This window comes from Acinetobacter amyesii (genome assembly GCF_023499985.1).
GTDB lineage: Bacteria > Pseudomonadota > Gammaproteobacteria > Pseudomonadales > Moraxellaceae > Acinetobacter > Acinetobacter amyesii.
Genome location: NZ_JAMCOU010000030.1, coordinates 28,750 through 51,426 on the forward strand (window position 1 = coordinate 28,750; position 22,677 = coordinate 51,426).

The 22,677-nt window shown below is 41.0% G+C and carries 23 protein-coding genes; 12 read left to right on the forward strand and 11 right to left on the reverse strand.

The window, feature by feature from the left end; genetic code table 11:
• Nucleotides 1-110: 110 nt before the first annotated feature.
• A complete protein-coding gene (locus tag M5F03_RS08510) occupies nt 111-1,286 on the reverse strand; it encodes an MFS transporter (RefSeq protein WP_249707995.1) in 1,176 nt (391 codons plus the stop codon).
• A gap of 115 nt (nt 1,287-1,401) precedes the next feature.
• A complete protein-coding gene (locus M5F03_RS08515) occupies nt 1,402-1,668 on the reverse strand; it encodes a metal/formaldehyde-sensitive transcriptional repressor (protein ID WP_078194474.1) in 267 nt (88 codons plus the stop codon).
• A 56-nt stretch (nt 1,669-1,724) separates the two neighbouring features.
• Between M5F03_RS08515 and dmeF the strand changes: the two genes are divergently transcribed.
• The gene (dmeF, locus tag M5F03_RS08520; protein ID WP_249708000.1) at nt 1,725-2,687 is read left to right on the forward strand and encodes a CDF family Co(II)/Ni(II) efflux transporter DmeF; all 963 of its coding nucleotides are present in this window, start codon (nt 1,725-1,727) and stop codon (nt 2,685-2,687) included.
• A 116-nt stretch (nt 2,688-2,803) separates the two neighbouring features.
• Complete coding sequence (locus M5F03_RS08525) at nt 2,804-3,502, forward strand: DsbC family protein (protein ID WP_180103160.1); 699 nt, start codon at nt 2,804-2,806, stop codon at nt 3,500-3,502.
• A 76-nt stretch (nt 3,503-3,578) separates the two neighbouring features.
• Here the strand turns inward: M5F03_RS08525 and M5F03_RS08530 are convergent, their stop codons facing one another.
• The 3 genes from M5F03_RS08530 to guaD all read right to left on the reverse strand — a co-directional run bounded on the left by M5F03_RS08530 (nt 3,579) and on the right by guaD (nt 6,085).
• Nucleotides 3,579-3,836 (reverse strand): GlsB/YeaQ/YmgE family stress response membrane protein, encoded by a 258-nt coding sequence (locus M5F03_RS08530; RefSeq protein WP_078189516.1) that lies wholly within the window; start codon nt 3,834-3,836, stop codon nt 3,579-3,581.
• Between the two features lie 180 nt (nt 3,837-4,016).
• Entirely contained in the window at nt 4,017-4,544 is a 528-nt protein-coding gene (hpt, locus tag M5F03_RS08535; RefSeq protein ID WP_180103148.1) for a hypoxanthine phosphoribosyltransferase, read from the reverse strand.
• A gap of 224 nt (nt 4,545-4,768) precedes the next feature.
• On the reverse strand, nt 4,769-6,085 hold the full coding sequence (guaD, locus tag M5F03_RS08540) for a guanine deaminase (protein WP_249708001.1): 1,317 nt from the start codon (nt 6,083-6,085) through the stop codon (nt 4,769-4,771).
• Between the two features lie 254 nt (nt 6,086-6,339).
• On the opposite strand from guaD, the gene M5F03_RS08545 reads away from it, so the two are divergent.
• Nucleotides 6,340-6,930 (forward strand): nucleotidyltransferase family protein, encoded by a 591-nt coding sequence (locus tag M5F03_RS08545; protein WP_249708002.1) that lies wholly within the window; start codon nt 6,340-6,342, stop codon nt 6,928-6,930.
• Between the two features lie 65 nt (nt 6,931-6,995).
• On the opposite strand, the gene M5F03_RS08550 is transcribed toward M5F03_RS08545, so the two are convergent.
• Nucleotides 6,996-7,961, reverse strand: a complete 966-nt coding sequence (locus M5F03_RS08550) for a TerC family protein (protein ID WP_180095140.1) — start codon at nt 7,959-7,961, stop codon at nt 6,996-6,998.
• 302 nt (nt 7,962-8,263) lie between these two features.
• Nucleotides 8,264-9,457 carry a sugar transporter gene (locus M5F03_RS08555; RefSeq protein ID WP_249708003.1) on the reverse strand — a complete coding sequence of 398 codons (1,194 nt, stop codon included), beginning with the start codon at nt 9,455-9,457 and terminating at the stop codon, nt 8,264-8,266.
• A gap of 132 nt (nt 9,458-9,589) precedes the next feature.
• Between M5F03_RS08555 and M5F03_RS08560 the strand changes: the two genes are divergently transcribed.
• The 3 genes from M5F03_RS08560 (at nt 9,590) to M5F03_RS08570 (ending at nt 11,611) form a co-directional block, all read left to right on the forward strand.
• Nucleotides 9,590-9,895 carry a GNAT family N-acetyltransferase gene (locus tag M5F03_RS08560; protein ID WP_347269446.1) on the forward strand — a complete coding sequence of 102 codons (306 nt, stop codon included), beginning with the start codon at nt 9,590-9,592 and terminating at the stop codon, nt 9,893-9,895.
• Nucleotides 9,896-10,202: 307 nt separating this feature from the next.
• Nucleotides 10,203-10,529: a GNAT family N-acetyltransferase gene (locus M5F03_RS08565; RefSeq protein WP_257225408.1), complete on the forward strand. Its 327-nt coding sequence runs from the start codon at nt 10,203-10,205 to the stop codon at nt 10,527-10,529.
• Nucleotides 10,530-11,140: 611 nt separating this feature from the next.
• Nucleotides 11,141-11,611 carry a BLUF domain-containing protein gene (locus tag M5F03_RS08570; RefSeq protein ID WP_249708004.1) on the forward strand — a complete coding sequence of 157 codons (471 nt, stop codon included), beginning with the start codon at nt 11,141-11,143 and terminating at the stop codon, nt 11,609-11,611.
• Between the two features lie 60 nt (nt 11,612-11,671).
• Here M5F03_RS08570 and mpl read toward each other — a convergent pair whose 3' ends face one another.
• A complete protein-coding gene (mpl, locus tag M5F03_RS08575; protein ID WP_249708005.1) occupies nt 11,672-13,036 on the reverse strand; it encodes a UDP-N-acetylmuramate:L-alanyl-gamma-D-glutamyl-meso-diaminopimelate ligase in 1,365 nt (454 codons plus the stop codon).
• 274 nt (nt 13,037-13,310) lie between these two features.
• Between mpl and M5F03_RS08580 the strand changes: the two genes are divergently transcribed.
• Nucleotides 13,311-13,649: a DMT family protein gene (locus M5F03_RS08580; protein WP_078189529.1), complete on the forward strand. Its 339-nt coding sequence runs from the start codon at nt 13,311-13,313 to the stop codon at nt 13,647-13,649.
• Nucleotides 13,650-13,778: 129 nt separating this feature from the next.
• Here the strand turns inward: M5F03_RS08580 and M5F03_RS08585 are convergent, their stop codons facing one another.
• Complete coding sequence (locus M5F03_RS08585; RefSeq protein WP_249708006.1) at nt 13,779-14,123, reverse strand: hypothetical protein; 345 nt, start codon at nt 14,121-14,123, stop codon at nt 13,779-13,781.
• 216 nt (nt 14,124-14,339) lie between these two features.
• Here M5F03_RS08585 and purE point away from each other — a divergent pair, with 216 nt between their 5' ends.
• The 3 genes from purE to M5F03_RS08600 all read left to right on the forward strand — a co-directional run bounded on the left by purE (nt 14,340) and on the right by M5F03_RS08600 (nt 18,004).
• Nucleotides 14,340-14,852, forward strand: coding sequence for a 5-(carboxyamino)imidazole ribonucleotide mutase (gene purE / locus M5F03_RS08590; protein WP_078189531.1), 513 nt, complete (start codon nt 14,340-14,342; stop codon nt 14,850-14,852).
• A 16-nt stretch (nt 14,853-14,868) separates the two neighbouring features.
• On the forward strand, nt 14,869-15,990 hold the full coding sequence (locus M5F03_RS08595; RefSeq protein WP_078194467.1) for a 5-(carboxyamino)imidazole ribonucleotide synthase: 1,122 nt from the start codon (nt 14,869-14,871) through the stop codon (nt 15,988-15,990).
• A 727-nt stretch (nt 15,991-16,717) separates the two neighbouring features.
• On the forward strand, nt 16,718-18,004 hold the full coding sequence (locus M5F03_RS08600) for a lytic murein transglycosylase (protein ID WP_249708007.1): 1,287 nt from the start codon (nt 16,718-16,720) through the stop codon (nt 18,002-18,004).
• Nucleotides 18,005-18,060: 56 nt separating this feature from the next.
• On the opposite strand, the gene M5F03_RS08605 is transcribed toward M5F03_RS08600, so the two are convergent.
• Nucleotides 18,061-19,188 carry an anhydro-N-acetylmuramic acid kinase gene (locus tag M5F03_RS08605; RefSeq protein ID WP_180103156.1) on the reverse strand — a complete coding sequence of 376 codons (1,128 nt, stop codon included), beginning with the start codon at nt 19,186-19,188 and terminating at the stop codon, nt 18,061-18,063.
• Between the two features lie 63 nt (nt 19,189-19,251).
• On the opposite strand from M5F03_RS08605, the gene tyrS reads away from it, so the two are divergent.
• Nucleotides 19,252-20,484 carry a tyrosine--tRNA ligase gene (gene tyrS / locus M5F03_RS08610; RefSeq protein WP_171262600.1) on the forward strand — a complete coding sequence of 411 codons (1,233 nt, stop codon included), beginning with the start codon at nt 19,252-19,254 and terminating at the stop codon, nt 20,482-20,484.
• Between the two features lie 496 nt (nt 20,485-20,980).
• On the opposite strand, the gene M5F03_RS08615 is transcribed toward tyrS, so the two are convergent.
• The gene (locus M5F03_RS08615) at nt 20,981-21,622 is read right to left on the reverse strand and encodes a YczE/YyaS/YitT family protein (protein ID WP_249708008.1); all 642 of its coding nucleotides are present in this window, start codon (nt 21,620-21,622) and stop codon (nt 20,981-20,983) included.
• A 225-nt stretch (nt 21,623-21,847) separates the two neighbouring features.
• Between M5F03_RS08615 and M5F03_RS08620 the strand changes: the two genes are divergently transcribed.
• A complete protein-coding gene (locus M5F03_RS08620; protein WP_180103158.1) occupies nt 21,848-22,120 on the forward strand; it encodes a hypothetical protein in 273 nt (90 codons plus the stop codon).
• Nucleotides 22,121-22,677: the final 557 nt, after the last annotated feature.

The following is a 22,677-nucleotide window of genomic DNA, read 5'->3' on the forward strand; positions in this document are numbered from 1 at the left end:
CACATCAGACAAGATCTTAATTTAATTTGATTGATTTTTATAGGGTTTCTTAATTGTTTTTGGGTTTAAGAAGCACCCAATACAAGATGCTTCTTGAATAAGTTTAGTGGTTAATTGGTGTTCAGACTACGGTGCCAAAGCAATAAGCCGATACACAATAAACCTACACCCATACAAAAACCTAAAACACCGACGATCAAGCCGAAATGATCAGATAAATAGCCGGCTGCAATAATTGGAATAATGGTTCCTAAATATCCGATAAACAAATAGGTCGAGATCACCGCAGCACGGTTTTGATTGTTGGTCATTTGATGAACTAAGCCAAATGCGCCTAAAAGCCCTAGACCATGCCCTACACCGACTAAAATATCGCTAATAAAAAACAATGCACTCCAGTGTTGGGTCATACATAGCGCAAGGAGCGCATAGCTCAGTATTAACACTATTAAGCCGGCATTGACACATTTTGCAGAAGGAATCGATTTCGCCATAAATTGCACGACAGCGGAAACCAGCAAGATACTTGCAATGGCACTACCACTGACCAAAGGGCCATGCCATGGGATCGCATCTTTGACGAAAGAGGGTGCGAGTGATGCAAATAAGCTAAAAGAACCAAAGGCACAAAAGGCAGTCAGTCCAGCGATATAAAATCGTGAATGATCACGCTTTTCAGGCAATTCCAAATGTGGTGCCACTGAAAAAGGCTGTGGCTCAAAATTCGGTGTGCGAATAAAAAATAACCCTATTAAACACGCCACCCCCCCAAAGATCACAGGGATATAAGGGGTGACTAAAGGCTGTTCCGAAAATTGGGCAATCACTCCACCAATAAATGGGCCAAGACCAAAACCAATCACGGTAATGATTGAACTCAACTGTGGAGCATTATTTTTATGCGGTTCAGGAATGGTATAGACCAAACCAAGCATGGCTGAGGTGCTGATTAAACCCGAGGCAATCCCGATAATAAAGCGCCCGATAGATAACCACAGCGCATTACTGGCAAACACCGACAAGCTTAAACCTAAGATGATGCACGCCATACCGATTTGCAGGGTTCTTAAAAAACCAAAACTATTACTGGTACGACCTAAAAACAGCAAGGTCGCTAGGCAACCAAACATGTAGGCAACAAAGATATAGGTGATATGACTCGGCAGCAGTCCCCAAAGTTGTTGATAAATGGGATACAGAGGACTAGCTAGCGCTGTACCAATAGTGCCCATACAGAGTGCAAGGCTCACCATGATAAACGGTCGCCAAGAGGGAGATGTGGTCATTTTAAAGTCGCAGAGGTACAGTCAATAGGGTCAATATTGTGCTGTATGAGAAAGACGGAAATATGGGCTCAGTTTAATGCCGATTTTTTTCCATGGTCAAATCACAGTTGTAACTTTATCCATAGCGTTTAAGCAGTTTTACAAATTCTTCCAGTTCTGCTTCATTGATTTCAGCATCTTGAGGTAATACATGATGGCGTAAATGTGCTTCGATTAATTCATTCATTAATCCATTTACAGCACCTTTGATGGCCGCAACCTGTTGTAAAACCTCGATACACCCTGCTTCGGGTTGCTGTAAAGCCAGTTCAACCGCATTGACCTGACCTTGTAGGCGTTTAACCCGATTTAAAATCTTTTTGTCCTGATGTAAATGACTCAACACTTTCTCCCGAAAATAAATATACTATGGGGGAGTATATTTAAGCATAGAACCTAATGAAAACTTCTCCATCCATCCGAATTCATCATCATCAATTTGATGAAGGTAATCCACTCGCACAAAAACGGATCTTAATTGCCACTATTTTAACGGCAGTCATGATGTTGTTAGAAGTCATTGGCGGATGGATTTTTAATTCGATGGCATTATTGGCTGATGGTTGGCATATGAGTTCACATATGTTGGCATTAGGCTTGGCCTATTTTGCCTATCGTGCGGCACGCCACTATGCCCAAGACGCTCGTTTTAGCTTTGGGACTTGGAAAATTGAAATTTTAGCGGGCTATAGCAGCGCGATATTATTGATGGTCGTTGCTGCATTTATGGCCTTTCATTCGGTGGAACGCTTATTCAACCCGGTCCAAATTCATTATAACGAAGCAATCCCTATTGCGATTTTAGGTCTAATGGTGAACTTGATCTGTGCTTGGTTATTGCATGATGACCATCACCATCACCATCACCATCACCATCACCATCACCATCACCATCACCATCATAGCCATGAGGAGCAGCATGATCATCATCACGACCTCAATCAGAAAGCAGCCTTCATGCATGTAGTTGCTGATGCGGTGACTTCAGTGTTGGCCATTGTGGCTTTATTTGCTGGAAAATGGATGGGCTGGGGATTTTTAGATGCGCTATTGGGGATTGTTGGTGCAGTGCTGGTCGGTAAGTGGGCTATTGGCTTGATGAAAGAAACAGGACAAACATTACTGGATGCGGAAATGGATCACCCTGTCGTTGATGAGATTCGAGAGGTTTTAATGCAATTGCCTGTCGACGTCGATGTGACCGATTTACATGTGTGGAAAGTGGGTAAAGGTCAGTTTTCATGTATTGTTGCTTTAGAAACCAGTCAGGCATTGAGCGCCGATGAAGTGCGTCAAGCGCTGTCGATTCATGAAGAAATTGTACATGTGTCTGTTGAAATTAATTCACCTGATGCAGCTTAATATGTTCCACGTGAAACGGCATGTAGCTATTGCGTAATGAACTGAAAAAAGCCCAAGACTTTCACCTGTTAAGGCTTAGAATGCTGAATCAATTAAATGTTGAAGTTGTTCGGTCTATGTTGAAAAAAATATGTGCGTTGGCGTTGAGTACCACCCTTTCGACTTTTGCTTTGGCGGATGTAGCACAGGTTCAAAAGCTCTTGGCAGAAAAGCACCCTAGTTTAAAAATTGAAAATATTCAAAGTACCGAAATGCCGGGCATATATAGTGGCTTTGTTGAAGATCAAGTTTTGTATTTGAGTGAAAATGCGGATTATGTGATCGCAGGTTCTATGATTCGTTTAAAAGATCAAAAAAATCTGACCAAACAATTGATCCTCAGTCAGCAAAAAACTGAGTGGAATAAACTTCCATTACAAGATGCGATTAAAACAGTCAGGGGGAATGGGAAGCGCCAAATCGCGATCTTTTCTGACCCAAATTGCCCATATTGTAAGAAGCTTGAAGTAGAACTGGCAAAACTCAATGATGTGACCATTTATACTTTTGTCACAGCGATAAAACCGCAGTCGTTCGCGCCATCGAAGCAGATTTTTTGTGAGTCAAACCCTGCTATGGCCTGGGATAATTTAATCAATAAGGGAATTCAACCGAAGTCAGCGAAAAGTTGTGCAAACCCGATTGATCGAAATTTAATATTAGCTAAAAGCTTAAAACTAGGTGGTACACCGGGAATCGTTTTTGCCAACGGTTCGATCTTAACCGGTGCTTACCCTGCTGCTGAATTAGAATCGATGTTAAAAGAGATCAAATAATTTCAGCTGTACGGCATGAATAAAATATAAAAAAAATACCCGTCTATAGGCGGGTATTTTAATGGTGCTATAAAAATTAGACGCGGGTTTTTTTCGTTACAAGGTTATAGATAAACAACACGATGATTGCACCAATGACGGAAGCGATAAATCCTGCAGCAGAATTTTCTCCATACAGACCTAATAAACGTCCGCCATAGGTCGCAAGTAAAGAACCTGCAATCCCGAGAATGGTGGTCATGATGAAACCGGCTTTGTCATCTCCAGGATGGATCGCACGTGCAATTAAACCAGCAATAAAACCAACAACAATCGCAACAATGAGTGACCACATAGTAACTCTCCTTTTGTTATCATGTATTTGTTTTTTACGACATGTTCAATCTTTATCTTTAATCAAAACTAAGCTGAGCTATAGCCTAAACATGCAAAAAACTGTTGTTTTTTTGTTCAAAACAAACCAAAAAATAAAAAAAAAAGTGGCCTTCGGCCACTCTTAAGTATCTGATCTTACTTAGAGACCAATTTCGCCAATAAATGGAATATGACGATATTTTTGATCATAGTCCAGACCATAACCCACGATAAATTTATCTTCGACTTCAAAACCTAAAAATTTCACTTCGAGTTCAATCTCACGACGTGAAGGCTTGCTAACCAAAGTACAAAGCTCGATTGAGTTTGGATTACGCGTCTGTAAAATTTCTAAGACTTTGCTTAAGGTATTGCCTGAGTCAATAATATCTTCAACCACCAAGACATCTTTATCTTTAATGTCGCCGTCTAAATCTTTTAAGATTTTAACATCACGAGTAGATACGGTCCCAGCGCCATAACTTGAAACGGTCATGAAGTCGAGTTCATGCGGTTTTGAAATTGCGCGGCAAAGGTCAGCCATAAAAATAACAGAACCGCGTAAAAGACCGATTAACACCAACTCTTTGTCGCTGTTAGCATAGTGTGCATCAATTTTTGCGCCAAGCTCTTTCACTTTAGCTTGAATTTCTTCAGTGGAAATCAGTACGCTCATTTGAACAGACATGGGTAGATACCTAAAAAAGCAAATCAAAAAATAAAAAAGGTGTTGACTTGCAACACCTCTAAAGATGAGCCAATTTTAATACATCTGGCTCGCAGATGCATCTTTTTTGCCGTTGAAAATGTAATCAGTTTTTCTTGGAAGTGCTGTCACGCTTGAGTAAGCACAGACACGCGACGGCAATCAGTCCAATTTTCAACGCTGTTTTTCGTCTTGGTCGAGCCGTTTTATGCTTTGACATACGCACATTGTCCAAACACATAGGTGGCATGGATATTACGATCATCACCCATCAGCATCAGAGCAAATAAAGCATCTTCCAGATTTTTGGCACGTTGTTGACGTAGGGCTTGTAGCGCAGTGGCTTTTAAATCGAGCACCACAAAATCTGCTTCTTTGCCCAAATCAAAGTTTCCAAGTTTGTCCTCTAGATCTAAGGCTTTTGCCCCCCCTAAAGTGGCATGGTACAGCGCTTCAAATGCGGACAGTTTATCGCCTTGAAGTTGTTGAACTTTGTAGGCTTCATTGATGGTTTGTAGTTGGTTAAATGAGGTGCCTGCGCCAATGTCTGTGCCTAAGCCGACTTTCACCTGTTTTTCCCATGTTTTCTTTAATGGAAATAAACCACTGCCTAGGAACAAGTTCGAGGTTGGACAAAACGCGATTGCAGAGTTGGTCTGATGCATACAGTCCCACTCGGCATCTTCCAAATGCACGCAGTGCGCAAACACGGAACGTGATCCGGTCAGACCATAATGATGATAAACGTCTAAATAGCCGTTTTGCTCAGGGAATAATGATTTGACCCACGCTATTTCATTTTTATTTTCACTCAAATGCGTATGCACATAAACATCAGGATACTCTGCTTTTAGCTCCCCTGCCCGTGCCAATTGTTCAGGCGTTGAGGTTGGGGCAAAGCGAGGCGTGATGGCATACAGGTTACGGCCCTTGCCATGCCACTTTTCGATGAGTGCTTTGGAGTCGTTGTAGCCACTCTCAGCTGTGTCACATAATGCTTCAGGGGCATGTCGATCCATCATGACCTTACCGGCAATTAAGCGCATCTGATGCTGTTCTGCAGCTTTAAATAAAGCATCGACCGATTGTGGATGAACGGTACAAAAAACAAGAGCTGTTGTGGTTCCGTTTTTGAGTAACTCGTTTACGAAGAACTGTGCAATTTGCTCTGCATAAGCCGGATCTTCAAATTGGATTTCGGTTGGGAAGGTATAAGTATCAAGCCATTCCAGTAGCTGTTCACCATAAGCCCCCATCATTTCCGTTTGTGGATAATGAATATGGGTGTCGATGAAACCCGGAACAATCAATTGATCTGGATAATGTTGTACTTCAACCTGATCTGGGAGATGGTGTTGGCCCTCAGACCATGGACCGAACCATTGAATTTTTCCGGCTTGCGTAATTAGCAAACCATCTTCGAAATAGCGCACTTGGTCGTGAATTTCACGTGCTTGGGCAACTGTATTCTGAATATCTAGAAAGCGACCACGGATCGCTGTAGATGCGATAACAGAAGACATGACATACCTGCAGTTTAGAATTTTTTCGGTTGATTGTAGCCCAATTTGGTTCAAAATACCGTTAGAGTAATTGTGAAAATGTGTTCTAAAAAATAGAACAGTTGTTTATGAGTGATTCTGTTTTTTTGTTCATTGTATTTGATTTGAATAATACAAAAGCATTGAGCTGTATACATTGCATCGATGAATGAATAAAGACCATGAGTCGCAACGCTTGCTATATTGATCTCAAGAGCGCCCTTTAAAAAACGATAATGAACGCTTTAGTGAACATGAGCTATTCAGACCAATTAAAGCATAACCTGCTTCAGCATCAAGGCATCATGCAGATTTTAAATGCCCTGTATGCCATGGATAGACAGGCTTATTTGGCTGCAGGCGTGGTTCGTAATTTGATTTGGTCACAGCGACATCAACAACACTATGCACTGGAAGGCACAGAAGTTGATGTGATTTATTATGCTGAACATGATGATGGAACACAGGGTCAAAGGATTCAACAGCAGATGCAGTTGGATTTTCCTCACATTCATTGGGATGTTACCAACCAAGCGACAGTACACCAGTGGTATCGCTTGGAAAATGGCGAGCAAATACAGGCGCTCAAGTCGATTGAGCATGCCCTATCGTTGTGGCCAGAAACTGCCACTGCTATCGCTGTTAAATTGGATGATCAACAAAAAATACAGCTAATCGCCCCTTTGGGCTTAGATGATTTATTTGAGTTAAAACTGCGTTGGAATTCAACCTTAGTTAGTCGAGCGACTTTTTTGCAACGTATAGAAGCGAAAAAATTTTTTCAACGCTGGCCGAAACTCAAACTCTTGATGACGCCTGAAGCTTAGCTGATGGCTTTGTTACAGAATAAAAAAAGCCTTCTCGAAAGAAGGCTTTTATTTATCTAAGCGTTTTATAACGTGGTTTGATGGTACTTCTTACTGTGTCGGATCGATAACCACGCGGTGATGGTTAAGGTCACCACAATAAAGCCGAGTGAAATCCAAATTGGCATGTGGAAAACATCGAGCAATAGCATCTTAGCGCCAATAAACACCAGGATAATGCCTAGACCATATGGTAAGTAATGCATTTTCGATGCAGCACCTGACAAGAGGAAGAACATAGCACGTAGACCTAAAATCGCCATTAAGTTTGCCGTCAGTACAATGAACGGGTCAGAGGTAACCGCAAAGATCGCTGGGATTGAGTCCACCGCAAAAATGACGTCCGATGCTTCAACCAAGATCAATACTAAAAAAAGCGGCGTTGCCCATAAGACACCATTTTGACGAACAAAGAATTTATCTTCATGCATCTGAGGGGTAATACGCATGTGTTTACGTAGCCACTTCAAAATCGCCATATCTTCGATATCTTTATCTTCTTCGTCTTGGCCTTTAAGGAATTTAAAGCCGGTATACACCAAGAACGCACCGAAGAAGTACAGCACCCAAGAGAATTCTTGAACGAACCATGCCCCAATAAAAATAAAGATGGTACGCAGTACAATTGCGCCGAGGACACCGTAGAGCAACAGTTTACGCTGCAAAGCAGGTGGAATGGCAAAGGCAGCAAAGATCATGAGCCAGACAAAAACGTTATCAATTGCAAGTGATTTTTCGAGCAGATAACCAGCGAAATATTCCATGACTTTGGTGTTTGCAACAGCGACACCAGCGGTTTGCTGTAAGTAGAGCCACAATGCACCACCGAATAAGGTAGCCACAGAGACCCATGCAATACTCCAATAGGCAGCGGTTTTGACTTTGATTTCTTGGCCTTTGTTATTTTTAAAGCCTAAAAAGTCGATGAGTAGCATGATGGTGACTAAACCGAAAAATGCCAGATATAGCCATAAAGAGCCAATCGTTTCCATGTGTATTCTCCACATCTAACAACCAGCCATAAAAAAACCTCGACCAGTTGCCAGACGAAATAAAACGCCTGAGACAACATGATCAAGGTCTTGCCTACATCGTACTGTAATGATTTTCAGCAGCGATGCTCAGATACCGACTTTTTGCAAAGTGTAATGACGATATTCTGACACGTAAAACAAGGTTTACGTTTGGAGGAGGCTACTCCCCTTGTTCAAATTTTGTTTTGGACACTGTCCAAATATGCGGCAAAGCATGACAGTTTTTAGTTCAAAGTGCAATCAGCAATTTACGAATTCATTTAATGTGCCACAGGAGGGTTAAAATCACCACGGTGTACCAACGCTAAGGCTAAAAGTGTGCCGATCACGGCGATGATTCCTCCGATCACGCCGATATAACTTAAATCGAAATGTACACTGACCATGCCGCCCAAGAGTGCGCCACCGCCAATCCCGACATTATAAAGCCCTGAATAAATAGCCATGGCGACATCGGTGGCGTCGGATGCGAGATGTAGTGTCTTTGACTGTAATGCGAGACTAAATCCAATGATACTCATGCCCCACAATAAGCACACTGCACTTACACCTGCAAAACTCAAAGAAACAGGAAGCAACAGCAGCATGGATAAAGCCAGTGTGGCTGTACTTAAAGGAATCGCAACTTTGGGATATTTCCCACCAAATTTTCCAAAGAGATAAGAACCTAGAAAGCCTGCTGCACCAAAGATTAATAACAACGTGGTGGTTTGCATGGAGCTGAATGCAGCAATGTTGAGCGAAAACGGTTCGATATAGCTATATGCGGTAAATTGCGCGCTAATGACGATAATGGTTAATGCAAAGACCATTATTAAGCTTGGACGGCGAATAAACTGTTTTAGGCTGCTCAGCGAACCTGAGTTCAAACTCGGCAGTATTGGCAGCGTTTTGGCTAAAATCAGGCAAACGATACTGGCGCCAATGCCAATCAGAGCAAAGGTATTTCGCCAACCATAGGCTTCTCCGACCATACGCCCAAACGGAATACCGAGAACCATCGCCAAAGCTGTGCCTGTGGCCAAAAGCCCCAAGGCTTGAAATTCTTTGCCTTTCGGTGCAACACGAACTGCCAGCGACGCAGTAATTGACCAAAAAAGTGCATGCGAGAAAGCAATGCCAATTCGACTGAGCAATAAAGTATTAAAGCTCCATGCGAAATACGACAGAACATGGCTGACAATAAACACCATAAATAAGCAAATCAGGAGTGATCGACGTTCAATATTTTTGGTCAATAACATGATCGGCAAAGAAATCGGAGCAACCACCCATGCATAGAGCATAATCATGATGCCGACATCGGTCGCGGCTAAGCTAAATGTTTTGCCAATATCGCTGAGCAACGCGACAGGTACAAATTCAGTGGTATTAAAAATAAATGCTGCGAAAGCCAAAGCAATCACAGCCGTCCAAGAGCCAGAAGAAGCCGTTTCGGAGGGAGAGGCAGACATGAGTGTCTTCAAATAAAAAAAGTGGCATATTTTACTATGCTCTATACACAAGCAGGAACCGATTTAAGCCCTGTACATGCGGTTTAAATTAATACAAAAACAACAGAGTTGACCTGCATTACATGCCAATTTATAAAAAAATGGAGGAAATTTAAGATGTTTGTACAACAAGATGATGATCAAAAAAAAGGAGCTTTCTTTGTTGAGCAAGATGGAGAGCGTTTGGCAGAGATGACTTACTCATGGGCAGGCGATGATAAATTTATTATTGATCATACCGATGTCAGTGATAGCTTGCGAGGCCAAGGTGTTGGACGACATCTCCTCGATGCAGCAGTGAATTTTGCTCGGGAAAAGAACGTGAAAATTATTCCACTCTGCCCTTTTGCAAAATCTGTATTTGATAAAGATGAATCGATTCGTGATGTTCTACGCTAAATTGTTCAGCGTGATGTGGATTAATCATTTGGATAAATAAAAAACAGCCTGATGGTATTGCAATCAGGCTGTTTTTATTTGAAATCTAGTTGTGAAGTTGAATTAAGATCGTGATTTATACAGCGATACAACCAAGCATGCTGCAGCAATCAGTAATACAAAGATAGCGACAAGATAAAGGTCCATAATAAAAATATCCGGCAAGTGTGATTTAATTGTTTTTTAATTAATGTGAAAGGTGTACGGATTTATTATCACCTACAGTTGAATATAGGTTGTTTAAGTTCTGTACCAATCACTTTCTCGTTTGTTACACGGTGTATTTTTTCATAAAAAGGAAGAAAAAACAGTGACTATGCAACATCAAGATAATGGTCAAAAAGGTGAATTTTTTCAGTTAAATGCTGAGGGTGTACGCCTTGCAGAAATGAGTTATCTATGGCGTGATGAACATACCATTGTGGCAAATCACACGTGGGTAGATGATTCCTTACGTGGGCAAGGGGTTGCTCGTGTACTATTGGATCATTTGGTGGAATTCGCTCGTGAGAAACACTTAATAATTATTCCAACCTGTTCTTATGTAGAGGTGATGTTTCGCCGAGACAAGACATTAGCCGATGTTCAAGCCTAAAAAAGCCCGCGATGCGGGCGTTTCTATCATTATGAATTTTTTAAAAAATTTAAAAGCTAAGTTGTATTTAATTGAGCTTTAATTTTAACAGCGTTGAAGGTGCTTTGAAAAGATTTGGCCAAAACTGCAATAAGATCGAGCAGCTTGATATCCCTAAAAATAAGCTTAAACACATGATATTTAATAATGCAAAGTCATTCAGTACAAAATAAATACTGCCAATGGTCATCATCATTAGTAAATAAATAAGATAGTGAGGAATCACGGTGCGCAGTGTTATTCCTAAAATAAATGAGCAAATAACGACATTAAAAAAATCTGAAACGCCAAAATTATTCAGTATGATCAAGGCAGCAAAATATACACAAGTGATCGATAAAAAAATGAGTAAATTTTTAAGCATGGTCGGCCTCTTTATTCATCTTCAAATGGAAATAATTTCATTGTTTTAATATGTATAAGTTTAAAAAATGAAGGTGATATCGGTATACGTGATCTTGGTTTTCTGTTGTAAGTTAAAAAGCACATTTGATTAAAAAATATACAAATATTTACTCATCCTGTAGAACTTTCTACGTTAAAATCGTGCAAATACTTTAAGAATAAACACAATGATACAACTCTGTTATGCCAGTACACGTGTAGAACAACAATTTGATTTAATACAAGATTTAAGTGATATTTTGGTGAGAGCCCGCAGCTTCAATACCGAACAGCGTATTTTTGGCGTGCTGTACTATGCCGAAGGCCGGTTCTTCCAATGCTTGCAAGGTGAGCAAGCGGCTCTCGAACAGCTTTTTCAGCATATTGCGAAAGATACTCGCCATCGGGATATTGTGCGTTATCCTGATCAAAATATTGATCAAATCGATTTTTCAAAATGGTCGATGAAATATGTCAACCGACATAGTGAAATTGCTAGTTTGTTTCAGCGCTTTGGACATTCAAGCTTTCAACCAGACCTGCTCAATCTAGAACAAATTCAGGCGTTTTTAACGACATTGTTAAGATTAGAGAATGTTGAACAGTCGGTTAAGCTGGATTTAGGCTATAAAAACCGAGGCTATCAGCATTATTTTTAAGCTGAGTGTGAATAAAAAAAAAGCCCGCGCAGCGGGCTTTTTTTATTTTATCTAGTGGGTTTAGGCTTTTAATGCACTGATCAACTTCTGATGTAAACCACCAAAACCGCCATTCGACATAATCACCACAGCATCGCCCTCGCCTGCCTCGCTTACGATGGTTTGAATGATGTCATCCAGTGAACGCGCCACGACGGCTTTATTCGCAGCAGCTTCAATCACAGGTTGTAAATCCCAATCCAAACCTTCAGGTTGATACCAAATCACTTCATCCGCTAAGCGTGCAGAATGTGCAAGCCCATCTTTATGGCTACCCATGCGCATGGTATTAGAACGTGGCTCGATTACTGCCCAAAGCTTACGTTGACCCAGACGCTTACGCGCACCTTCTAATGTGGTATCAATCGCCGTTGGGTGATGTGCAAAGTCGTCATAAACTTCAATGCCACGGATTGTGCCCAAAAGCTCCATACGACGTTTTACACCGCCAAAATTTGAAAGTGCCTCACACGCCGTTTCAATCGAAACACCGACATGTTCAGCCGCAGCAATGGTTGCCAAAGCATTGGCTACACTGTGTTGCCCAGTCATATTCCATTTGACTTCGCCTTTCACGACACCATGCTGTAGCACTTTGAAATGTGAACCGTCAGCAGACAATTGTTCTGCATACAATTCAGATTTGTCATTGGCATCTAAAGATGTACGCACCACAGGTGTCCAGCAGCCCATATCCAAGACTTCATCAATATTTGTTTCAGTGATGGGCGCAATGATACGGCCTTCACTTGGAATAGTACGCACTAGATGATGGAATTGCTTTTGAATCGCAGCCAAGTCTTCGAAGATATCGGCATGGTCAAATTCAAGGTTATTTAAAATCGCTGTTTTAGGATGGTAATGCACAAACTTTGAACGTTTGTCGAAAAATGCCGAATCATATTCATCGGCTTCTACACAGAAGTATTTTCCACCGCCTAAACGTGCGCTTTCACTAAAGCCTAAGGGTACGCCGCCAATCAAGAAACCCGGGTTTAAACCCGCTTGATCGAGCACCCATGCCAACATGGTTGTGGTTGTGGTTTTACCATGTGTGCCTGCAACACCTAAGACATGTTTACCTTGTAGCACGTGGTCTGCAAGGAACTGTGGGCCAGAAATATAAGGCAGGCCTTCGTTCAGCATGTATTCCACTGCATCAATGCCACGTTTCATGGCATTGCCGACAATCACGAGATCTGGGTGTGGTTGAAGGTGGCTACGGTCATAGCCATGCATTAAGGTAATGCCTGCATTTTCCAATTGGGTAGACATTGGTGGGTAAACGTTTTGGTCTGAACCCGTCACCTTATGTCCTAAATCACGCGCCAAGAGCGCCAATGAACCCATAAAGGTGCCACAAATACCCAAGATATGCAGATGCATTCGTTCTAACTCCACTGCTTTTATCGACACATCACTTTGTTATTGTGGTGTTGTCATTATAGATTTGGTTGAAAAGGTTAATTTCATTTGAGAGCAACCATAGCAAGGGTCTTAGGGAAAAGATAGATTTTTTTGTATGAGATCGTGCAAAAAGATTGAGCTCGTAACTGATCAAATGTACGCAATTTTCTTGAGGATAAAAACACGGAAAATAGGCGCGAAATCGTGATGAAAAACGTACAATATGCGCAAATTTTTGCGATCTTGATTGCTTATGTCACTTGCCCTGTTTTTATTGATTATTTCCAACTGTTTTATGACTTTGGCCTGGTATGGGCATTTGAAGTTTTTACATGATGCACCGCTTTGGCAAGCGATTTTATTTGGATGGGCGATCGCGTTACTCGAATACAGTTTTATGATCCCAGCAACGCGACTGTTGGCCAAACATGGGTGGTCTTTGGGTCAAATGAAAATCACACAAGAAGTCGTGACGCTATTGGTCTTCGTTCCATTTATGATTTTCCTTTTTAAACAACCCTTTAAGTTGGACTATTTGTGGGCAGGTTTATGCCTTTTTGGATGTGTCTATTTCGTGTTTCGCAGTGCTTAACTGATCCAATGCTGCATGGCTCTGATCATTTAAGTGAGGCGTGTTTGCAGGCATTTTTGAGGACTTTACTAAACTCACGGTCTCGTGGAGTGGGATCTTCATAGTCAAAGGCATAATCACTCTCATTGGTTAGTACAGTCTTTGACCGTCTGCTTCAAAGTTCATGAGAGCAAAACCATAGCTTTGGTCATCACAATAAACACGATATTCTGAAATTGAATACATTTTATCGCGGCCATCATCTGCTTTGTAATAGCCTGTCATCTTGACCGGCTTACGTTCATCAATAATAGATTTTCCGGTGACTAAAAATTTTTCGTGGATGTAGCCATTACTCTTAATTTGGCCGTTATAGCCTTTTTGTTGCTGTAAGAGGTTAAAGTCTTTTTCAAATTGGTTTGTATTGAGTTGAACGAGTTGGGCAAAACTCGGAGAGCTTAGGGCTAGAGTAAGTAGGATAAACATCTGTTTCATGTTTAAAGTGTTGTTATAAATATTGATTTAATAAAAGTTTTTATAAAATTGAAAAAAATAAAAATATTTTCATCAAAATATTATGGAGTTTTCTCTTTAAAGACAACCGTTAAATTTTATTGAGATGAATTTTCAGTCTATAATATGGGGCTCTTATTAAAGCTTGGCTCTAGTCGAGATTTACTCTCTCTTACTTTAATCTCTGGAAACATTGCAATGAATGCGGCCGCTTCACAAGACACTCCTCTCGTTGGAATTATCATGGGTTCTCAATCGGATTGGGCAACGCTAGAAAACACTGCCAATATGCTGAAACAGCTTGGCGTCCCATTTGAAGCGGAAGTTGTATCTGCACACCGAACTCCAGATCGATTATTCGAATATGCTGAAACCGCACGTGATCGTGGTATTCAAGTGATTATTGCCGGTGCTGGCGGTGCAGCGCATTTACCAGGTATGTGTGCAGCCAAGACTGACCTACCTGTACTTGGTGTACCGGTAAAATCATCGATTTTAAATGGTGTAGATTCACTACTTTCAATTGTACAAATGCCAGCAGGTATTGCTGTCGGTACTTTGGCGATTGGCCCAGCGGGTGCAACCAATGCAGCGATCATGGCGGCACAAATTTTAGGTTTAACGCGTCCTGAAATCGCAAAAAATGTTGCAGATTTCCGTGCTGCGCAAACCGATAAAGTGGCGAGTAAAAATATTCCGGGTCAAGCTTAATTAAGGGGCATTTCTCATGGATAAAACCATTGGTATTTTTGGTGGTGGCCAGTTGGGTCGCATGATGGCGCAAGCGGCATTGCCTTTAAACATTCAATGCACCTTCTTTGAAGCGAGTACTGAGTGCCCTTCTGCAGCGCTGGGTCCAGTGATTTCGACTCAAGCTGAAAATGGTTTGCAAGATTTCATTCAGAGCGCAGATGTTTTCAGCTTAGAGTTTGAAAATACTCCGTTAGCAGATGTTGATGTGTTGACCAAGAACAAAGCATTGCACCCACCGCGCCAAGCTTTAGCGATTGCACAGCATCGTTTGTCCGAAAAGGCTTTGTTTGATGAATTAGCCATTCCAGTTGCACCTTATAAGGCCGTGACATCTTTCGAGGGTTTACAAGCTGCTGTTGCTGAGTTGGGTTTACCCATCGTACTGAAAACATCGCGTGGCGGTTATGACGGTAAAGGTCAATTTGTGCTACGTAGCGCTGAGCAAATGGATCAAGCATGGGCTGAACTAGGCCCTGCAGGTGAATTGATCGCGGAAAGCTTTGTAACCTTCTCACGTGAAGTCTCAATCATTGCGGTGCGTGGTCAAGATGGCGATGTGAAAACATGGCCATTGGCGGAAAACCACCACCACAACGGTATTTTGTCGCATTCAATTGTGCCTGCGCCAAACAGCGCAGACTTACAACCAGTTGCGCAAGACTACATTACTCGCCTGCTCAATCATTTGAATTATGTCGGTGTTTTGACGCTTGAGCTGTTTGTGACGGATAAAGGCTTATATGCCAATGAGATGGCGCCGCGTGTACATAACTCGGGGCATTGGTCGATTGAAGGCGCAGTGTGTTCACAGTTTGAAAACCACATCCGTGCTGTAGCAGGTTTGCCTTTGGGTTCGACTGAAGTTGTTCGTCCAACGGTCATGGTGAACATCATTGGCCAGCATCCGAAGTCTGAAGATGTATTGGCACTGAATGGCGCACATTTGCATCTGTATAACAAAACAGAGCGTGAAGGTCGCAAAATCGGTCACATCACTTTAATGCCGAACGATACTGCAGAATTAACAGCTTTATGTCGTGCTTTGGCGAAAATTTTGCCGAATCCACTGGCACTTAGCGAAGATATGACCATTTAAACCTGTGTTTGAATGATAAAAAAGCGGTCATGCACATGGCCGCTTTTTTTATTGCTGTAGTTCGGGCATCATTGCGCCTCTTTGCAAAATCACACCGTTTATCGCTGAAACGATAAGAAACTATTGATCATAAAGTGTTCGTCCGTTTATAAATATTCTGCGTTAATCTTCGTATTATTTTTTGTGTATCAATAGCCTGTGATGTGTGTGAATCAAAATCAAAAATAACCAAAGCGTTTTGAATTTAAATTGTGTTTTTGAATTCAAACTATGAATTTGAATTCAAAAAATCCTATACGGAAAAAATGAATTCAAAGTTTATGAATTCAAATTTGAAAAATAAATTCATTTCGCCGTGTTTAAATTTAAAATTTGAATTTAAAAGTTGCTCAGACTTATTGGATCTATAGGGAGTATATTTTAAAACCTATAATATTTTGATTATTAATAATAAAAATGAATTTTTACCCCATTTTGCATTTGTGGATAATTTTTTATGCACCTAATTTATCTTTAAATTTAAAAGTTTTGAATTTAAATTTAAACCGGTGTTTGGTTTCTAATGAATTTAAAGTTGGGTTGTGGATAACTGCTTTTGAATTCAAATTTTAAAAATGAATTTAAATAAGTAGAAAATATGAATTTAAATTTACGTTTTGAACCTTTAACTTTTGCTTTGAGCTGCTATTGTTAAAGCAACAATTTAAATTCAAAAAAGATCTAGGGTATGAAGCATCACTTAGGATTTGTTTTCGGGACTGCTTTATTGGCAATAACTCAGGCAAATGCCGAGTTGATTATTAATGGTCAGTCTGTCAATTCGTCGAGCATTCCTACAACAAGCAGCATTTCACCACAAAATAACTTTCAAGGTTGTTTAGCCAATTTGCGCTCGCAAGCAATGAATGCTGGTGTGAGTGCATCCACTTATGATCGCTATACACAAAATTTAACACCTGATTATTCTGTGATTGAAAAGCTCAACTATCAGCCTGAGTTTTCAACTCCGATTTGGGACTATCTGTCCGGTCTGGTAGATGAAGAGCGTGTACAACTGGGTCAGCAGAAATTGGCGCAGCATCGTGATGTATTAAACCGTGTCGCAGCGGCTTATGGTGTGCCTGCTGAAACCGTGGTCGCGGTTTGGGGTGTGGAGAGTAATTTTGGTGATATTGCGGGTAGCTATCCTTTATTACAGTCATTGGGCACTTTAAGTTGTGAAGGACGCCGTCAAAGCTATTTCCGTGGCGAGTTTTTTGCAGCCATGCGGATTTTGCAGCGTGGTGATTTAAATGAATCTCAATTGAAAGGTTCGTGGGCAGGTGCATTTGGTCATACCCAATTTATGCCGAGTACCTATGAAGAACTGGCCGTGGATTTTGATGGTGATGGCCGCCGTGATTTGGTGTCGAGTACCACGGATGCGTTGGCATCTACAGCCAACTTCCTGAAAAAGCGTGGTTGGCAAACTGGTCAGCCGTGGGGCTTTGAAGTCAAAATTCCGGATGGCATGTCGATCAGTGGAGAAAGTCGCCGTAATAAAAAGTCATTAGACAGCTGGATGAATCGTGGTTTGCAGCGTGCCGATGGTACGCCGTTAATTCAAGGTAACCTTTCTGGATCGAGCCAAGCAGGTTTAATGGCACCGGCTGGGGCAAGTGGGCCTGTGTTCTTGGTGTTTAAAAATTTCGATGCAATCTACAACTATAATGCGGCAGAGAGTTATGCATTAGCGATTGCGCATTTATCCGATCGCTTGCAAGGCAAGGGTGGCTTTAGTACGACATGGCCAACCGATGATCCTGGGACTTCACGTGCGGAACGACGAGAGATTCAACAATTTTTACTTAACCGTGGCTATGACATTGGTAAAGTGGATGGATTAATTGGAGATAAAACCCGTCAAGCCATTCGACAAGAGCAAAATCGACTGGGTTTAAGTCCAACAGGACGTGCAGGGCAACAGATTTTACGCGCATTTCGCAATGAAAATGCGAAAAATATGATGCGTTAATTCATCAATAATAAAAAGGTCTGCAATTGCAGACCCTTTTTATATGTTTTTGACTCTTAAACCGCAGTGATTGTACCTAAGATACGATAGCCAGCAGCACCCGTCACACTTGGTAAATTTGCACTAAGCTGATTGACAAAGCGCATCGCCAACCAAGCAAAGGCTGTGGCTTCCACCCATGTTGGGCTTAAGCCTAAATCTGCGGTACTTTGCACCGTCCATTCATGTTTACGTAAACGCCAGCGCAGTTGCTCTAATAGGTGCGAATTGTATGCACCACCACCACAGACATAGACTTCACCAGTATCCATATCAGAACGGTAAATGGCTTTTTTAATGGCGCGTGTGGTGAGTTTCATTAAGGTTGCTTGAATGTTTTCTGGCGTATCTTCGAGTTCGTCATATTCGAGATCTCCACGCCAATCGAGAATCTGTTCATCTAACCATTCTAGATTGAAGTCTTCACGACCTGTGCTTTTTGGCGGTTCTTTAGAGAAAAACTCATGTGCTTGTAAGCGGTCGAGCAGACTGCGAATAGGTTGACCATAAGCTGCCCAGTTCCCATTTTCATCATAGGGCTGACCAGTATAACGTTCGCACCAAGCATCCATTAAAATGTTAGCTGGACCTGTATCAAAGCCATACACGGCTTCAGGTTTGCCTGCAGGTAACATGCTGACATTGGCAATTCCGCCCAAGTTCAAAATCACACGGTGAATGGTGTCATGTTGGAAAAGCGCTTGATGAAACGCAGGAACTAAAGGTGCGCCTTGACCACCTGCAGCCATATCACGGCGGCGGAAGTCTGAAATCACAGGGATTTTAGTGAGTTCGGTAATAATATTCGGGTCGCCAATTTGTAGGGTAAAACCATGTTCAGGGCGATGACGGATGGTTTGTCCATGCGAGCCAATCGCCTTGATTTGACTACGATCTAGCTCATTCTTCTCGATCAATTCATTGATGCCATGACCGATCATTTGAGCTAATGCAACGTCTGCCTTACCCATGCGATCAATTTCGTTATCATCAGGCAAGGTGAGGGCCATCAGTTCATCACGAAGGTCTGGGTCAAAGGGAAGTGTGAGTGTCGCATGAATCTCTAAAGGATCAAAAGAAGCAGCAACAATATCGACACCATCCATGCTCGTGCCGGTCATTACCCCAATGTAGATCGCTGTCATGATGATTCTTAAGCCTGCAATGTGCTGAAAAAGTGTTAGTATATCGCACAAATTGTATAACTGATCTATTTGGATTTTGTGATGTCAAATTTCCTGCCGGCTGAAGAACAACTTGCCCTCATCCAACGAGGCACACATGAGATTATTTCTGAAGAAGATCTTCTTAAGAAATTAAAGCAGAATCGCCCATTAAAAATTAAAGCGGGTTTTGACCCGACTGCACCTGATTTACATTTAGGTCATACGGTTCTGATTAATAAATTAAAAGTTTTCCAAGATTTAGGTCATGAAGTTTACTTCCTGATTGGTGACTATACAGCCATGATCGGTGACCCAACGGGTAAGAGCGCTACGCGTCCACCGTTATCACGTGAAAAAGTTTTAGAAAATGCGAAAACTTATCAAGAACAAGTATTTAAGATTCTTGACCCTGCGAAAACTAAAGTTGTGTTCAACTCAGAGTGGTTTGGTCAAAAAACTGCTGCTGACTTGATTCAGTTAGCTTCACAGCAAACTGTGGCACGTATGTTGGAACGTGATGACTTCACTAAACGTTATAACAGCCATCAACCAATTGCGATTCACGAATTTTTATATCCATTGGTGCAAGGTTATGACTCAGTTGCGCTAGAAGCGGATGTAGAGCTGGGTGGTACAGACCAAACCTTTAACTTGCTGATGGGTCGTACATTACAAAGCCGTTATGACCAAGAATCTCAAGTGTGCATTACTGTGCCAATTCTTGAAGGTTTAGACGGCGTAAATAAAATGTCTAAATCTTTGGGTAACTATATTGCCGTATTTGATGCACCGGGTGCGATGTACCAAAAAGTGCTTTCAATGCCAGATGATTTGATCGAACGTTACTTTGACTTGTTGAGCTTTAAATCGATTGAAGAAATTCAACAGTTGCTTAAAGAAGTGGCTGAAGGTCGTAACCCACAAGAAGTGAAGAAAATTCTTGCACTTGAATTGGTTGAGCGTTTCCATGGCGCAGAAGCTGCAGCAAATGCGCACAAAGGTGCAGGCAACTTGATTACTGAAGGTGAACTTCCAGAAGGTACACCAGAAGTGACTATTTCTCGTGGCGCATTTGGTGGTGAGATTTTCATTACATCTATTTTGCGTGAAGCGGGTTTGACTAAAAATGCAGCTCAAGCAAAAGATGCAATTGGTCGTGGTGCAGTGAAAGTGGATTGGGAAGTGGTCGATGCAGGTTATGCTGTGTCAGAAAACAAAACTTTGATCATCCAAGCGAGCAAAAAAGCGATCGCAAAAGTAACTTTTACCGACTAATAAATTCTTGAATTTTTAGTTAAGTTATTGAATTAAAAGCAGGCTTCGGCCTGCTTTTTTTTACCAATTAATATATTAATAATATAAATAAGCAAATTCAAAAAAAACCTTATAAAAACAACACTTAAATTTTGCCAAATGTGTTGCATTTCTTGAATTTTATGTATAAGATTTATTCATCTAGAGAGATATATATACCATCTAGAGGGTACATAACGATAACTCCACTTTTTATAAGTCTCTTCCCCAAGGGACTCTTTTTTTAGTGAAGTAAACAGATAACTATAATAATTACACGATGGATCGACTAAAGATTCAATTCTAAGGGAAAGATTTTGGGAGAGATCTTTCCCTTTTTTATTTGTAAAATTGAGCTATTCCTTTCAAAAATCACATTCATTTCTGTATTAAAGATTTTAATCGCGCCAGAAAAAAGGCCCGATTCAATCGAGCTTTAAAATGTCTTTACTTAGATAGATGTTCATGGAGCTTGGTTTTAGGGCTTAGAGCCAAATTGAATGAAGCTTAATTTAGGTAAGATCCGCTTGACTAAAGTCCCGACTAAAAGTGCGGTAATAATGGTGCCTTCACGTACCCCGATGACTTGATGTAAGACCAGCCAACTGCTGATAACCGCAATACTGACCAAGAGGATGTCGCCATATGTTTTACAGTTGCCAAAATCAAGGCGATAACGAACAGCAATGGCTTGATAGAGGCCTTCTGCGGCCAAGAGGACTAGACTGGCTTTGACCACTAAGCTCACACCTAAAGCAGTAATCAGGCAACTTGCCAAGCAAGCCAGGAGTTGAAGTGGGTAACTTTCTATGCTCCAGCCTTGGGTGAGCCACATTAAACCGTCAATAAATGCACCAAACAAAATTCCCACAGGTAATTGCAGCCACTGTATCCACTGAAAGCGTGATTTTAAGATCAGCATTTGCAGCAGTATCATGATGATGTGCATTAATACTGTTAATGTGCCGACGGTGAGTGGAAAGATATAGCTAAAGCTGTAAGGCACCGAAGAAATAGGGGATGTCCCTAAATTTGAATGTATAGAGAGTACGACACCAAAAGCCAATAATCCTAATCCGCTTAATAGTAAGAGTAAGCGTGGGAAAAACTGTGTTGGCATCCTGCACCTAAAAAATAAAAAGAGTGTACGTTAAACGCAGCCTACGCTCTATGCGTCTAAAGCCCAAAAATAGTGGCTTTTTATGACTGTGATCGTTAATAGTGATTATTCAAATAAAATAGGCTGCATTTTTATCAGCAAAAATGACTAAGCATGTAATTAAAATGATTTTTGCAAAAACAGGCCTTATGGAACAATGGTCAAAAATCAAAAAAGAGCAACAATATGGCGTATTACAACACCGATAATCATGATGAACAGATCGATCGAATCTTGAGATATTTATTTGACTACCAAACCACACAGCATAAGCGAGCATTATTTTGTGAGGCGCGGCAACAATTACATGATTTGGATATCGCAGCACAGTACCAACTATTCGCATTGGTAAGAGAACAACTCCCTAGACGTGCAAAGCTGCTATTTTCTGCCGAGGATTTTAGTGGAAAGCAACAAGTCATCTTGGAAGTCATGCAACATTTAGCATATGAACGTTAAAAAAATGCTGGTAAATATAAAAATGCACGCTAAAAAATGTCAATGAAGCTTGAATCGGTGTGATGACAGAAAAATGATGTGCTTTGAGGCAGAAAAGTAGACTAATGATTAATAAATAATCAAAGCTACTTTTATTAGACTTAAAAGTGATGAAAAAGATTTGCTAGATATAAGAAATTTACTTAATTAAATATCGACTATTTGCTAAAAATTTATAAAAAATGCTTAAAAAATAGGTAAAAATGCAATTTTTTTAGCAAAAACGCTTATAAAAAATACATACGTGAAAAATATAGTGAATTGGGGGTTGCAATGATTCTGAAATGCTCTAGAATGCACCCCATACCGACGAGATAGACGGAAACGAACAAAACGCGAAGCGTTGAGTTGTTAAGTTTATTGAAGTCCAGCTTCTAGCATTGACGAGATGTTAGAAAGATCATTAAGAGATTATGAAGAACAACTTGTGTGGATTTTTACTGATTGATTGATCGAAATTATTTTCATTGATTAATGGTAGAAATTACTCGAAGTTTATTTGAGCAAATTTTTGTCAG